The organism is Pseudoalteromonas sp. N1230-9, from assembly GCF_032716425.1.
Lineage (GTDB): Bacteria > Pseudomonadota > Gammaproteobacteria > Enterobacterales > Alteromonadaceae > Pseudoalteromonas.
The window spans coordinates 1919624-1935065 of the sequence record NZ_CP090419.1 but is presented as its reverse complement, the minus strand read 5'-3'; the positions used below and the strand labels follow the sequence as shown (position 1 = coordinate 1935065).

At 38.8% G+C, this 15442-nt stretch carries 13 protein-coding genes; 9 read left to right on the top strand and 4 right to left on the bottom strand.

Features of this window, described 5'->3' with window-relative positions:
* The first annotated feature begins 2 nt into the window (after nucleotides 1-2).
* The 3 genes from serS to LY624_RS09020 all read left to right on the top strand — a co-directional run bounded on the left by serS (nucleotide 3) and on the right by LY624_RS09020 (nucleotide 2720).
* Nucleotides 3-1313, top strand: a complete 1311-nt coding sequence (gene serS / locus LY624_RS09030; protein WP_130149966.1) for a serine--tRNA ligase — start codon at nucleotides 3-5, stop codon at nucleotides 1311-1313.
* A gap of 226 nt (nucleotides 1314-1539) precedes the next feature.
* Nucleotides 1540-2349, top strand: a complete 810-nt coding sequence (locus tag LY624_RS09025) for a hypothetical protein (protein WP_130149965.1) — start codon at nucleotides 1540-1542, stop codon at nucleotides 2347-2349.
* Nucleotides 2337-2720, top strand: a complete 384-nt coding sequence (locus tag LY624_RS09020) for a hypothetical protein (protein WP_130149964.1) — start codon at nucleotides 2337-2339, stop codon at nucleotides 2718-2720. Before LY624_RS09025 ends, LY624_RS09020 begins: the two co-directional genes overlap by 13 nt.
* Before the next feature lie 60 nt (nucleotides 2721-2780).
* Here the strand turns inward: LY624_RS09020 and LY624_RS09015 are convergent, their stop codons facing one another.
* The gene (locus tag LY624_RS09015) at nucleotides 2781-3980 is read right to left on the bottom strand and encodes an Nramp family divalent metal transporter (RefSeq protein ID WP_341802820.1); all 1200 of its coding nucleotides are present in this window, start codon (nucleotides 3978-3980) and stop codon (nucleotides 2781-2783) included.
* 697 nt (nucleotides 3981-4677) lie between these two features.
* On the opposite strand from LY624_RS09015, the gene LY624_RS09010 reads away from it, so the two are divergent.
* Nucleotides 4678-5097 carry an MAPEG family protein gene (locus LY624_RS09010; protein ID WP_341802819.1) on the top strand — a complete coding sequence of 140 codons (420 nt, stop codon included), beginning with the start codon at nucleotides 4678-4680 and terminating at the stop codon, nucleotides 5095-5097.
* A 38-nt stretch (nucleotides 5098-5135) separates the two neighbouring features.
* Here the strand turns inward: LY624_RS09010 and LY624_RS09005 are convergent, their stop codons facing one another.
* From LY624_RS09005 to LY624_RS08995, 3 genes are all read right to left on the bottom strand, one after another.
* Complete coding sequence (locus tag LY624_RS09005) at nucleotides 5136-6428, bottom strand: Ig-like domain-containing protein (RefSeq protein WP_341802818.1); 1293 nt, start codon at nucleotides 6426-6428, stop codon at nucleotides 5136-5138.
* 22 nt (nucleotides 6429-6450) lie between these two features.
* The gene (locus tag LY624_RS09000) at nucleotides 6451-6963 is read right to left on the bottom strand and encodes an outer membrane beta-barrel protein (protein WP_341802817.1); all 513 of its coding nucleotides are present in this window, start codon (nucleotides 6961-6963) and stop codon (nucleotides 6451-6453) included.
* Between the two features lie 197 nt (nucleotides 6964-7160).
* Complete coding sequence (locus LY624_RS08995) at nucleotides 7161-9008, bottom strand: ABC transporter ATP-binding protein (protein ID WP_341802816.1); 1848 nt, start codon at nucleotides 9006-9008, stop codon at nucleotides 7161-7163.
* A gap of 153 nt (nucleotides 9009-9161) precedes the next feature.
* Between LY624_RS08995 and LY624_RS08990 the strand changes: the two genes are divergently transcribed.
* From LY624_RS08990 to LY624_RS08970, 5 genes are all read left to right on the top strand, one after another.
* On the top strand, nucleotides 9162-9992 hold the full coding sequence (locus LY624_RS08990) for an alpha/beta hydrolase (RefSeq protein ID WP_341802815.1): 831 nt from the start codon (nucleotides 9162-9164) through the stop codon (nucleotides 9990-9992).
* A gap of 4 nt (nucleotides 9993-9996) precedes the next feature.
* Nucleotides 9997-10392, top strand: coding sequence for a VanZ family protein (locus LY624_RS08985; RefSeq protein ID WP_341802814.1), 396 nt, complete (start codon nucleotides 9997-9999; stop codon nucleotides 10390-10392).
* A 61-nt stretch (nucleotides 10393-10453) separates the two neighbouring features.
* Complete coding sequence (locus LY624_RS08980; RefSeq protein ID WP_341802813.1) at nucleotides 10454-11362, top strand: diguanylate cyclase domain-containing protein; 909 nt, start codon at nucleotides 10454-10456, stop codon at nucleotides 11360-11362.
* Between the two features lie 163 nt (nucleotides 11363-11525).
* Nucleotides 11526-12920, top strand: a complete 1395-nt coding sequence (locus LY624_RS08975) for a M28 family metallopeptidase (protein ID WP_341802812.1) — start codon at nucleotides 11526-11528, stop codon at nucleotides 12918-12920.
* Nucleotides 12921-13250: 330 nt separating this feature from the next.
* The gene (locus LY624_RS08970) at nucleotides 13251-15440 is read left to right on the top strand and encodes an LruC domain-containing protein (protein ID WP_341802811.1); all 2190 of its coding nucleotides are present in this window, start codon (nucleotides 13251-13253) and stop codon (nucleotides 15438-15440) included.
* Nucleotides 15441-15442 lie beyond the last annotated feature (2 nt).

Sequence of the window (15442 nt, the reverse complement as noted above, 5' to 3'; positions counted from 1 at the left end):
ACATGTTAGATTCTAAATATTTACGTCAAGATATCGAACAAGCGGCTGCACGTTTAGCATCACGCGGTTACGAACTTGATACTGCAGCGGTAACTGCACTTGAAGAAAAACGCAAAACATTACAAGTAAAAACGCAAGAACTTCAAAGTGAGCGTAACGCAAGTTCCAAAGCTATCGGTCAAGCAAAAGCGAAAGGCGAGCACGAAAAAGCACAACAGCTTCTTGATTCAGTCAGTAATCTTGGCGACCAACTAGACAGCGTAAAAGCAGAGCAAGACGCAGTACTCGAAGAGCTTAAGCAAATTGCACTTGCTATTCCAAACTTACCTGATGAGTCTGTACCAGTAGGTGAAGACGAAGACCAAAACGTTGAAATTTCTACATGGGGTACGCCTAAGTCATACGACTTTGAAGTAAAAGATCACGTTGATGTTGGTCAAGACGTAAATGGCCTAGATTTTGAAATGGGCGTTAAAATTAGTGGCGCACGCTTTACCGTTATGCGCGGTCAAGTTGCACGTATGCACCGTGCTCTCACGCAGTTCATGCTGGATACGCACACAGACAAAAACGGCTATACAGAAATGTATGTGCCTTACCTTGTTAATAGCGCAAGCTTATACGGTACAAGCCAATTACCTAAGTTTGCTGGTGACTTATTCCACACATTAGGTTTAGTGGATGACGACGGTCAGCAACAACCTGGTTTTAGCTTAATTCCTACAGCTGAAGTACCGCTTACGAACAGTGCTCGTGACGAAATTTACGACGAAAGCGACTTACCAATTCGTTTAACCGCACATACACCTTGTTTCCGTAGTGAAGCGGGAAGCTATGGCCGTGATACACGTGGTCTTATTCGTCAGCACCAATTCGACAAAGTTGAATTAGTACAACTAGTAAAACCAGAAGATTCAATGCAAGCGCTAGAAGAGCTTACAGGTCACGCTGAACAAATCTTACAAGCATTAGAACTTCCTTACCGTAAAGTGATTTTATGTACGGGTGATATGGGCTTTGGCGCAGCAAAAACTTACGATTTAGAAGTATGGTTGCCTGCACAAAACACCTATCGTGAAATCTCATCATGTTCAAACATGGTTGATTTCCAAGCGCGTCGTATGCAAGCGCGTTTCCGTCGTCAAGGCGAGAAAAAGCCAGAGCTACTTCATACACTAAATGGTTCAGGTTTAGCGGTTGGTCGTACTCTTGTTGCTATCTTAGAGAATAATCAACAAGCTGATGGTTCAATTGTTGTACCAGAAGTGTTACGCCCATACATGGGTGGCTTAGAAGTGATTGGTAAAGCCTAAGCTTATTAGCTTAAAGCCTCAGAAATAAAAAAGCCGTTGTTTTTATGAGCAACGGCTTTTTTATAAAAGTAAATAAATTGGCTTTAAAGCTTATTAGTACCTGTCGTCTAATTGCTTTTTTGACAAAAAATATTCGTAGACGTATATTAAGGAAGTTAAAGGAATAACTAAGGTTGCTAGATAAAACACTACTAGCAACAATTTTATAGTGATAATGGAATATAATATGGATTTAACAGCAACATACTCGCAAAAAAACTCACTTACGCTCGATATCTTCGAAGAGCACCTCCATAAGGCAATCGACAAACCAACAGTTAATTATCGTACGGTTCGTGTTGGGCCTTCAAGAAATGGTCGAGGAGCTAAGTTAAAAGTTCATAATGGAGCTCATAAAGCCACATGGGCTAAAACAACAGTCAACAGCTTAACAAGAACTATTTATATTGATGTTTACCTTAACTTTAAACAAAATAGTTTACGACAAGGTGATTACCTCAAACTAAAAGAGCTCGCCATCGCGGGTATTAAGCAATATTGGTCAAACACAATTACAGTTGCCGGTGTTCGCTTTAACGTAATAGTTAACCCTGTGCATAAAAATAGTTCTAACGCTATTGCTGTGGATTTAGAGATTGAAGAAAGTGAAAGTTATAGTCGTTCCATGAATCCCGCTATTTTAGGTATTGATGCGAGTTTTGTTTATCAAAGAGGTTTATTAAAGCTAGGTGCACCTGAAAAATTTATTAATGAAGATTTCAAATTTGTATCGGCTCATGAATTTGGTCACTCAGTTTTAATGTACACAGGTGGGATTCGTTTATCTTGGGGACATAAGGGCTCAACAAACTTATTATTACAAAATGTGAAATCAACTACACCAGGTTATCCCTCAAAAGGTAAAATAGATTTAATGAAATATTATGATGATAAAAAGCAACAGCCTGAAAACCTACAACGTATAAATGATTCTATAGCAATGGAAATAGATATCAAAAGATTAATTTGGAGCTCACAGATAAAATGGATAGCTTGAGAAAATACCTTAAATATATTTTGATATTACTTTTTGGAAGCTTGTTAAATGCTTGTACAAATATTTATTGGGGTATTATAAAAAATAGCACTGACGAAGTTATTCAAGTAAAGCTAACGTTTATAAATGAGTATGGAACACAGGTCTTGGAACTTATGCCTATAGAGTCTAATGATAGTAGTGTTTGGGAATATAGGCAGTCATCATTGGTTATTACAAAAATAGATGAGGATTTATCTATGGTTGAGGCAACCAATGCAAAAGGGTGTACTATTATGTTAGACCGAGAAGAGATTGAAAAGAATGTTAGCGAGCACAAACAACAAATTATAATTTCTACTGATGATTTTTTTAATGCTTGCACTAAGTAACCCTCAATAATTGGGATTATTATTAAAGGCTACTTTCAAAAGTTGCAATTAGATAAGTATTTAAAAAATCAAGCTAAACAACTTGATGCTACTCAGTCCAAAAATAAGTACAAGTACGGGTAATGTTACTAGGTTTACTAGCATAGAGTTGGTGTAATCTCCCATTACAGTTTTTTGATTGACTAGCCATACCAAATACGTCGTTACAATAGGTAGCAGGAGGCCATTAGCTGCTTGTGCAAAAATAATAACAGCGACAGGATCAAGACCGAGTGAAGCAACAAATGCACCAAACAGTAAAATAGTAATTGCAACAAGTTTAAAACGCGTGTTACTCATTTGTGTTGACCAGCCAAGCATACCGCACACAGCATAAGCGCCTGCTAGAGGGGCGGTTATAGCACTTGTTAGGCCTGCTGCGCACAAACCAAGTGCGAAGAAGTAGTGAGCCATTGAACCTAATAAAGGTACGAGTTGTACGGCCATGTTAGCGGCAGATATTTTGCCAGCTTCAGTACCATAAAAAGCCACGGAAGCAGTCGATAAAATTGCTAAGGTGATCACACCGCCAAGCGTGATTGATATACCAGTATCAAGGTTTGTTTCTTTTATTACTTTTTGGATGTCTTTATTTTTATCATATTTTTCGGCAAGGACACCGGAGTGCAAAAATAAATTATAGGGCACAATTGTCGTGCCAATTAATGCCAGTACAGTTGTGATTGATTCGTCAGGTAGGCTTGGAATGAAGCCTTTTAAAACCGACGTTAAAGACGGTGCAGCCATTACTAAAGTTGATATAAACACTATACTCATTAGTACAACGAGAACAATTAATGCGCCTTCTATTACCTTATGTTTACCTGTATATAAAAGTACAGCACTTAGAATTGCTATCAGTGGAGTCCATAATAATGGGCTCACAGAAGGAACAATTTCTTGCAGACCTAAACTTGCACCTGTCAAATTACCCGCTTCATAAGCTGCACTACCAATACCTATGGCGCTGATCACTAAAATAGCTGCTAAAGCTTTAAAAACGGGTGTTTGAATCGTTGTTCTTAAAGCTGATGCTAAGTCATGCCCAGTTGCTACACCTAAGCGAGCAGCCATTGATTGAAGTAGAATGGTGGCAATAACTGAGAAAAGTAACGTCCATATCAAAGCAAAACCAAAATTAGCACCGGCTACACTTGCAGTGGTGATGGTGCCTGGGCCGATAAAGGCGGCAGTGACAAGAAGTCCTAGTCCTAAACGCATAAAAAACCTTTTATTATTAGAATGCTGTTTTATTAAGGTGAAAAGTACCAAAAAACAAATGTTCAACAGATTGAACCAAAGGGTATAGGGACTAAAGAGCAGGGTAAAGTAAAATAGGTGAACAGTTACAACTTTCTTTTATGGAAGTATTACATAACGTAGATAGATTCATCGTGATTTTAATGTAGTTGAGTGTTGTATTTTTATCAGTGGTTTAGCAAAATAAAAAACAGCAAACCACGCTTGCAGAGAATACCGACTTTGTATAGGCTCAATTTAAAAATAGTGTTGGCAAGGTTTTTACGACACAAAACTACCGATCACAACTCATCTTATTGCTAGAGAAAGATATACTCAGTAACAAGCGCATTTCCTACGATGGATCAAACGGTTACAGCTATGCGCTATTCAAGCATCTACTTGATAAAAACGTATTTACTTTTCTTGCCACCAATAATTGTGACGACTATCAACAACAATTATTTGAGCAACTTGATGCATATTGATTAATCAAATAGTGCATCAAGGATAGACAATCACCACTAAAAGGTTATTTAACGAGTATGAAAAGTTTATACATAACCAAGTAAATTATAGATTGAAATATATTTTATTTATTAAAAAACCATATTATTCAAGGCGTTATTTTGGATTGTTTTTTGCTTCTATTATTTAGACTACTTTGAAGGAGCAATAAATGACCGAATTATCGTTAACTGTATATTTTGCGTTCTACGCATATCTCATAATGCTGCTGATTCAATGGTTGGTGGCAACTGTTTCAAAGGCAAAACGAGCGGGGGCAATCCCTGGCAAGCTTGAACCTGAATTGAGCCATGAGAGTTTCACATTTCGTGCCCATCGCACTTTTATGAATACATTGGAAAATAGCCCCTTATTTATAGGAACTTTGTTGCTCGCTTTTACACTGAACCTCACTAGTGGTGTCTTTGCCTTGTGCGTGTGGTTGTATGTGGTAGCAAGAGCAGTACATATGATGCTTTATTACTCGATAGCCACTGAGAAAAATCCAAGCCCACGTAGCTATTTCTTCTTAATTGGCTTGGTATCTAATATTACAATGCTAGTACTGGTAGGAATACGTCTACTGTATTAATAGAGAAGGGCTCTTTAGTAAAAGAGCCCTATTTATGGTCACTCGATGTTAATGAGGGTACTGCTTACCTGCGAGTCATATGTCACAGTGATAACTGCGGTACCTAAATTATTAGCCTTACTCGTTACTCTAAAAGCCGCCTGCTGAGTACCAGGGTTGATTAGTTTGGCTGTTATTAAGTTGCTATCATTCGTGCTCCAAGTAGCAAACTCAGTGACATTTAAAGATTGAGGGCTTGAATTGTAATTTGCTGTTAATTGCAAATCTAATGTCTCAGATGATGAGATTGTATATTCGCTATTGCCTTCGTTTATCTGAATAGAATTGAGATCGTCATTACCTTCTATCACCAATGTCGCTATTTTTTGTTTTGGACCACACGAACCAATTAACTGTGTTACGCCTGGTTTTAAAGCTAAAATAGTTGCATTGTCACCCTCATCAGTACTGATATTTTCTGAAAGCCCAACTAAGCCTGCATTGATCACAGACCAATTGACACTCGGGTTGATATTAACAGCTTGCTCAGAAACACTTTCATCATAAGTTGCTTGCGCAGCGAGTTGGATTTGTTCGCCAACATTCAGTGTGATCTCATCCACTGTTTCTTCCGCAACAATTAGATTTAAACTTTCTAAATTGACAGGATCTGCAGTAACAACCAACTCTCCTGAAACATTATTGATTGTTCCAGTAACAGTTGTGTTTTCTATGTCTGCAGCAGAGGTATAAATGATGCCATGGTTATTTATTTTAGCTGTGGAGTCTTCATCAATACTAAAATTAACACCTCTAATACTATTTTGGGCGATATACCCATCAGCATAGGTAATATCAGCCGATATTCTAGCTGGCATACAGGTGTTAATGCTCCCTGATGCTGGCGCTATTTGTTTTAACGAAATTGACGAGGCTGCCACATCACTGATAGAAATTTCCTCTTCATCAAAAATATCGTTAATAGTGGTTGCCGTTATGGTTAACAGCCCCTGGCTAGAGTCAGCATTTTTTAGAGCTGTTAGAAGCCCGCTACTACTTATTTTCGCGATGCTTTCATCACTTGTTTGCCAAGTTAACTCGTCAGTAATATCTCTCGAATCACCGTTGCTATCAATACCGGTTGCAATTAATTGATGCGTTTCACCCGCTTTGAGTCGAACCTGACTATTTTCAATGCTGACGGTCTCAATAATAGTGCCATTTTCGCGAAGCTTTTCTAGCTCAACTTCTTTTGCTAGTTTTGATGAGTCAGTCTCTGAGCCGCAACCTAGAATTGAAGTGACAATAAGAGCAACAGTTGACAGTTTTGTAATGTTTGATATTTTTTTCATGGAATTCCTTTTGACTGACTACTTAAAATTGATAGGTGAAACCTAGCGTTACACCACTGATGTCAACATCATCGCCTTCAAACAAAGACTGGTAAGCAAGTCTTACATGTGTATTTTTAATGTAAGGCACTTCTTGATGTATTGCGACGCCCCATGCAAAACCATCGTAGTCATAGTCGGTAGGAAGCTCTTGGGAAGTTGAAGTTACTTTCATTTGAGTTTTCGCATAGCCCAATGAAACATCTAGGCCAAAACCATTGACGATATTTGATTGCATTACAAAATAAAGACCAACACTTTTATCAATATCGAAATTTATATTGTAGATATCATCATCATTACTTGAAACGAGGTATTGAGCTTCAAATGCCATATTTTTGTTATTTACACCAGCTCTTAAAAAAGTGGCTGTTGGTTTGGCACTTTCGCTACTGATCTCAATATCACTGAGCATGTAATCAACTCCGAAGTAGGGCGTGTCAGCCTGCGAAGAGAAAGAGGCTGTGAGAATTAAAAGCGAGAATAAATGTTTCATAATCCATTATTTTGTGTTTATTTTAGGCGCAATGGTAACGCTTTGTAGTGACTCAAGCAAGCAAGCGAGCTTTACTTTATACTGTAAACATCGTTGATGTATGATTAAGCGAATTGGTATAACGAACATCTAAACTTTGACTGCGGACTTGGCTGCGGAGCGAAAATTTAGATGTTCATGTAAAAACGCTGATAGGGCTACTCTACACCAATAAAACCACCGGTTTGATGTGACCAAAGTGCAGCGTAAATACCCCCTTTCTGGATTAGTTCCTCATGAGAGCCTTGTTCAACTACGCCGCCTTCATCAAGCACAATAAGTCTATCCATTTGTGCAATTGTTGATAAACGGTGGGCTATGGCAATAACTGTTTTGCCAGTCATTAAGTCATCTAGGCTTGTTTGTATAGCAGCTTCTACCTCTGAGTCTAAAGCACTGGTTGCCTCATCTAAAATAAGAATAGGGGCATCTTTTAATAACACACGGGCTATAGCGATACGTTGACGCTGTCCACCAGAAAGCTTCACACCGCGTTCGCCGACTTGTGCAGCAAAACCTTTATTGCCTTTGCTGTCTTCTAAGTCTTCAATAAACTCAATTGCTTTTGCTTGTTTTGCTGCTGCTAGCATTTCTTGTTCAGAGGCATCAGGTCGTCCATAGAGGATATTATCTTTGACTGAACGATGTAATAAGGACGTATCTTGTGTGACCATCGCAATATGTTTGCGTAAGCTTTCCTGACTTACGTTGGCGATGTTTTTGCCATCAATACTAATTGAACCTGAATCAACATCATAAAAGCGTAGTAACAGATTGACGAGTGTGGATTTCCCCGCACCAGAGCGGCCAACTAAACCTATTTTCTCGCCAGGCTTGATAGTAAGGTTTAATCCATTGATAACAGGGCCTCTGTGGGTTTCATTCGCCGCTTTTCCATAGTTAAACTGTACTGAATCAAACATAATCTCACCTTGCGTTACAGCTAATGTTTCTGCGTTTGGTTTATCATCGACATCAATAGGTGTTGATAGGGTTTTCATGCCATCAGCTACTGTACCAATATTCTCAAATAAGCTACTGATCTCCCACATAATCCATTGAGCCATGCCATTTAAGCGAAGTGATAAGCTCACAGCAATAGCAATTGCCCCCACTGATATTGCACTAATCGACCATAGGTACAGCGACAAAGCAGCAATACTAAATACAAGAAGGTAGTTTAGTGTATTGATTGAAAAGTTTAGGCTCGTTACTAAGCGCATTTGTTGATAAACAGGCTGTAAAAATACATCCATACTATCTTTGGCATATTGTTCTTCGCGTTGTGTGTATGAGAACAATTTGATGGTGGAGATATTCGTATAGCTATCTACCACTCGACCGGTCATTTCCGAACGAGCATCAGCTTGTGAACTCGCGATCTTTTTTAATCGTGGTACAAAGTACATTTGTATAGCGGCATAAAAGAGTAACCACACTAATAACGGGATCATTAGGCGCCAATCTGAGTCTGCAACTAGAAACACCATAGCGCCAAAGTAAACAACAATGTACATCAACACATCGAGTAGCTTCATGACAGATTCACGCACTGCCAGTGATGTTTGCATCACTTTCGTTGCTATTCGTCCGGCAAACTCATTTTGGTAAAAACCGATACTTTGTCGCAGCAAATAACGGTGTGCTAACCAACGGATCGACATAGGGTAATTACCAAGCAAGGCTTGGTGTAAAATTGCAGAGTGAAAAAAAACGACGATTGGCAAAACAACCAATAATACGACAGCCATTTTTATTAACTCTGACTTTTGTTGGTCAAACAATGTCTCTGGAGTGTATTGGCCTAACCAGTCAACTAGTTGCCCCATGTAGCTAAAGAGCGACACCTCTAAAATAGCCAAAGCTGCAGCACTTAAAGACATCAGTATCAGTGATAACTCCATGCCTCGAGTATAATGGCGGCAAAATGCAAATAATGTATTGGGTGGCTGGGAAGGCTGCTCTTTTGGAAATGGATTTATCATCCGTTCAAATAAACGATACATACACGACACTTTTCAAAGTAAGATTGCCTAACTATATCACTGAGCAGAATTTTTAGCAGTTGATTTACCTAAAAAACTATTAAAATACATCATGATTCAATTGTTTACATATCTTAATTGCCATGGAACTATAATAAGAAAAAGGAACTCACCATGAAAAAACTGCTTAGCTTATTTGCACTCATGATTAGCTTACCTATAAGTGCTTATCAAACAGACACTTTCACCTTTAAAGGTAAGAAGACCGCGATAGAAAAACCGCTGACAATTACTTTACCTGACCACTACGAAGAGTCTAAAACCTACAATGTTGTTTACGTCTTACATGGTTTTAGTGGTAATCACACTGATTGGACAAAGCTCACTAACATTGAACAACTTGCTAACCAATATAATGTTATCGTTGTTAATCCTGATGGTAACTTTGGCTCTTGGTATTTAGATTCAGAGGTCGACAAAACATCGCAATATGAAACATATATTGTTGAAGACGTTGTAGATTATATTGATTCTAATTATTCGACTAATCGGTCTAAAACTGGCCGAGCAATTACAGGGTTATCGATGGGTGGCTTTGGCGCGCTGCATATTGCGATTAATCATCCTCATCGGTTTGCAGCCGTATCGGCGATGTCTGCGGGGGTTGATGTAAGACCTTTCAGTGCAGAGTTTGATCTTACTAAGGTGCTTGGCAATTATGCAGAAAATCAAGCAAGGTGGGATAGCATCGCGATAGTTAATAACCTTCATAAAATTGCAGCAGGTAATACAGCATGGAAAAAAAGCGCTGATAATCTTCCTATCATGCTCGATATTGGTGTTGATGACTTTTTTATTCAGCAAAATCGAGCCTTGCATCAAGCGATGTTAAAACTGCGTATTCGACATGATTATATTGAACGTCCAGGGATTCATGATTGGCATTATTGGAATAAAGTCATTCCCTATCAGTTTTTGTTTTTAACTTCTCATATGGCACCGTAACCACATGTTTCAACGTTTTCTTGTTCTATTAGCAATTGGTTTTTTTGGGTTTATCGGTTGGGTCATTTATCTTGCTAATACAGGTCAAAAATCGGTGTTTTTTGATTTAGTTGCTGCAATACCTTATGGCGATAAGCTAGGACATTTTTTCTTGTTTGGATTGCTCACACTATTTATAAATTTAGCGTTTAAGTTCAAAGCCAGTGTTATCGGGGGGATTAGAATATATTGGGCTGCTTTAATTGTATTTACTTTTGTCTTCTTGGAGGAGTTCAGCCAATACTTTATTGCCACGCCTTCTTTTGATCTCGTTGATTTACTTGCGGATTTAAGCGGCATTGTATTTTTCTGTATCGTATCTACTTTTTTATCAAGAAAGTTGTACCCAACTAATACTTAATTGCTCAGTTACTTGCTCGGTTTAGGCTATACTCATTTTATAGTCAGCTTGAAAGTCGCTTATGAAGAAAGAAACGCCTGAATACTTGTCTGATATTATTGAGCTTTTATTAGATGCTGTTTGTGTAGTAGACGCAAAGGGCTGCTTGCTTTTTTCTAACCCTGCTTTTGAAACTATCTTTGGTTACACGCTTGAAGAAGCTATCGGTAGAAATATGTTAGATTTTGTCTACCCAGAAGACAGAGCTAAAACTATCAATGCTATTAATCAAATTGTTATAAATAATCAGCAACCACGTTTTGAAAACAGGTGGGTTAGAAAAGATGGCCGTATTGTGCATGTTTTATGGTCAGTGTATTGGTCTGAAGAAAAACAAGTCAGGGTGGCCATTGCTTATGATATTACCGAGCAAAAGAATCTCGAACAAAAACTGATTTATATGGCAGGTCATGATCCATTGACAGATTTACCTAATCGCAGCTTTTTGATTTCAGAGCTAGAAGAGTCATTATCTGTTGCTAATACAATATCGACAATTATCGCTGTCCTCTTTATTGACATAGATGGGTTTAAGCAAGTAAATGACTTTCATGGTCACGCAGCGGGTGACAAGCTATTAAAAACAGTTGCGAAACGTCTTCGTCACCAACTTAAAAAAGAAGATAGTGTAGGGCGTTTGGGGGGAGATGAGTTTGTTGTTATTTTAAACAGCATTAGTAGTAAGCAAGATGTTGTTGAAATCGTTGACTTATTACGTCAAGAGATTTGTAAACCTCTTGAATATAATAATGAGTTTCTAAGTTACTCGCCAAGTATTGGTGCAGTTTTATTCCCCGAGCATTATGGTGATGCTGAGTATTTAATCCAATGTGCTGATAAGGCGATGTATAATACAAAAAACTCAGGTGGCAATCGAGTCATTTTTTATCACAGCGGGATAAAACTCCCCAGTGTAAAACAGCCAGAGTAGTTTTAGAAAAAATGACCATTTAGGCTGATAAATCTTAGTATCGGCCTCATACTAAATTTAGTTTACCAATTGTTTTAACCTAATAATCTGTCTTCTAACTCATAACTATTGCGTGAAATGAAATATTAGTTAGCCTTGAATGATTCATTGAAGGAGTGAAACTATGTTTAAGCGTAAAATAATAACCACAAGTGGTGCTTTGTTTAGCTCATCACTATTATTAACAGCGGCAGCGCATGCCACGACACCTCAATACAAAGATCAACAAGCTTTGCATGATATTGCAAATGCAGTTTCAAAAACGCGTATAGAGCAAGACATTCAAACGCTGGTTGATTTTGGCACTCGTCACACCTTATCGGAAACAAAATCAAATACGCGCGGAATCGGTGCGGCAAGGCGCTGGATAAAATCTGAGTTCGAGGCTATTTCAAAAGCCTGTGGTAATTGCTTAGAAATTATTGAAGTAAAAGACACTATTTCTGGTGAAAAACGTATTCCAAACCCAGTAGAGGTTGTCAATATCGTGGCTATTCAGCGCGGCCAAGTTGATGAAAATCGCATGATAATGATGTCCGGAGATATTGACTCGAGAGCCTCTGATGTAATGGACTATACATCAGATGCGCCAGGGGCTAACGATAATGCATCTGGTGTGGCTGGTGTGCTCGAATCTGCGCGTGTTTTATCAAAGTATAAATTTAATGGCTCGATTGTTTATGCAGCACTATCTGGTGAAGAACAAGGCTTGTTTGGTGGTAAAATTTTAGCTAAATATGCACAAGAGCATAACTGGCGTGTTCATGGTGTTTTAAATAACGACATGATTGGTAATTCAACCGGTATTAATGGCGTTACAGATAACACAACGGCACGTATTTTCTCAGAAGGTACACGCGTCATAGAAACAAAAGAGCAAGCTCATAAACGCCGTTTTACCGGTGGTGAGGTCGACTCTGCAAGTCGTAACCTTGCACGCTACATTGATACAATTGCCGATAGATATATTGAAAATCTCGATACCATGTTGGTCTATCGACTCGATAGATTTGGTCGAGGAGGGCATCATCGTCCATTTAATGATGTTGGCTTTGCAGCGGTGCGCATTATGGAAACCAATGAAAATTACAATCAACAGCATCAAGACCTACGTACTGAAAATGGTATCACTTACGGTGACACCATCGATCATGTTGATTTTGCCTATGCGGCTAAATTAACCTCATTAAATGCTGTGACTATGGCGTCAATGGCCTGGGCACCAGCCCCGCCGACAGGTGTCAGTATTTCAGGTGCTGTAAAGCCAAGTACAACACTAGCTTGGCACAAAAGTGATGATCCAACTGTGGTTAGCTATAAAATTTATTGGCGTTATACCAGTGAACCACAGTGGCAGTTTAGCCGGGACGTTGGCAAGGTAACCGAAGCAACCCTTAAAAATGTCGTGATCGATAATTACTATTTTGGTGTCGCATCAGTGAACAAAGACGGTATTGAATCGCCGGTTGTGTTCCCAGGGGATGTGGGCGCATTTGAGTGGCCAGCAAAAAAAGAATAACTTTCTTGTAGCAAAAACTACCTAGCTCAGCATGGTTCTTTAATGGTGAGCTAGGAACATAAATTGTGTAAAGTTTACTTTTTCGTTTGGTTTAAAATAAACAATTCTTTCTGCCACACTCAGGAAAATCTCTCCTCTTCCATTGGTTATCAAAATAAATATACCAACCTATTTAGTACATCGGTTTAAAAAGAATCGCATTTTGCAATTTTAATAGTTGCAAGTTGCAATAGCATCTATTAATAAAAATTTATTCTTTAATTATCATTTAGTTAAGTTTTGGAATGGTTGCTGCAGTGAGTAATAACATATTCACAAGAGGATGTTATTATGAAAAGTAATAGATATATTGGCGTAGCAACTGCGCTAATGACTTGCTTTGTGAGTGCTGGCCCATTTGAATACTGCCCAAGTAAAGCCTTTTTAATTCAAGGTACGCCTGCTCAAATGTATGGTGTTGATCTTGTCTCGGCAAAAACTAAAGTGCTTGCTGCTAACCTAGATTTTATCAATGAAGTCAACAATGAGAGTGTGAATGCCGTTGGCTTCAATTATCAAGATCAATACATGTATGGCTTTAGTAAGCAAGCCCCTAAAAGTGTTGTGCGAATTGGTGATGATTATTCTTTAGAGCGTTTAGACGTAAACGGCTTACCTGATGCTAACTTTTATGTTGGTGATGTTCATGTCAATAAAGGCACCAACCAGGCTGTTTACTATTTATATAACTCTAGGTTTGGTCTTTATGCTATCGATTTGTCACAGCAGGGTCTAGAGTATCAGGCGGTATTAGTTGAAGGCTCTGCTAACTGGGGGCTAGCTATCTATGACTTTGCGTTTCATCCTCATAGCAATTTATTGTATGCGGTTGAGTCAGATGGTGATTTGTACGAAATAGATTTAGTAACTAAGGTACCTAAGTTTTTAGTAAACCTAGACCTTGCAGGCGATACTGGAGCGAATGGTGCTGGCTACTTTGATGTCCAAGGGCAGTTTTACTTCAGTAATAATCGCAGTGGGAAAATACATAAAGTTGATTTAAATATCAGTCCAGTAAGCGGATATACACCTAGCGCTGCTGTATTTACATTGGGGCCGACATCAAATCAAAACGATGGAGCGCGCTGTGCTGTAGCAGAAGTAAAAGTGACTGACAACTCAATTGACTTTGGTGATGCTCCCATGCCCTATAAAACAGCGCTTTCATCCAGTGGCGCTCGACATTTATTTGACCCTAACGAAGATCAATCTAATTTAGTCTATTTAGGAACGTCTGTTGATGGTGAAAACATCAATACCACAGCAGATTTATTGGCTTCACCAGTCGATAGTTCAGATGATGGCGTTAAATTTGTTACCGATTTTGTTCTTGGCGCAACAAGTAAAATAATAGTCTCGTCGCCAAACGATAAAGGCTATTTGTATGTGTGGTTCGATTGGGACCAAAATTTTCAGTTTGATTCAGACGAAATGTCGTTGAATAAATACAAATTAAATCAAGGTGATAATAGTATTCTTGTGGATGTACCGAGTGATGCTGTTAGGGGCTCAACATGGGCGCGCTTTCGAGTTACGGATGGTAGTGAAATAAATCCAATCACTGCAACCGGTGGCGTATCTGGGGGCGAGGTAGAAGATTACTTGATCACTACTTATGGTAGTTTAGTTTATCCAAGTGAGAATAGCTGGGTAACTCTTGCTTATGAAGATCAGTGGCCTTTTTCAGGAGATTATGATTTTAATGATTTAGTTGTTAACTATCGCACAACTTTGATGGATAAAGATGGTCAAGCAACTGGCTACAAAATAGAGGGAGAGCTTGTAGGTATTGGTGCCGATTTCCACAATAGTTTTGCAGTGCGATTGTATCAAACGATAGTCGGCGATGTTGACAAGCGAATCTTACGGAGTCAAATAGATACAAGTTCAATTAGGTTAACTGTTGATGGAGTAACTCAATCACATTCAATTTTAGAAGAGGATGTTGAGGATGCCATCTTCATTATCATGCCAGATACTTGGGACGTTGCAGATAAACAGTCAAGTTGTAGTTATTTCAGAACGGAAACAGGCTGCGATACAAACAGTAAAGTGTCGTTTACTTTATCTGTAGCCCTCAAAAGCGGTGTCACGACCGCTGCGGCTCCAAAGTATACATTAGACCCATTTATTTTTGCTGCTCAAGGTTATTATCATGGTGAGTTCTTAGCAGGACAAAACCCTCGTGGCTGGGAAGTGCATCTTAAAAACCAAAAGCCGACAGAGAAATTTAATACAGCATTATTTTCGCTAGTCGGCTCTGACGATGCCAGTAATAGCTTGCAAAAATATTATTTCCAAACAGACAGTGGCTTGCCTTGGGCTATGGAGATAGGTACTGCGTGGGCACATCCGAAAGAAGGCATAGACATCACACGTGCCTACAGTGGTTTTAGATCGTTTGCTGAATCATCTGGTCGTGAAAACCCATTTTGGTTTAATAACGCACAACTTACTAATGTGATCTCACGTGGAGAATAGTT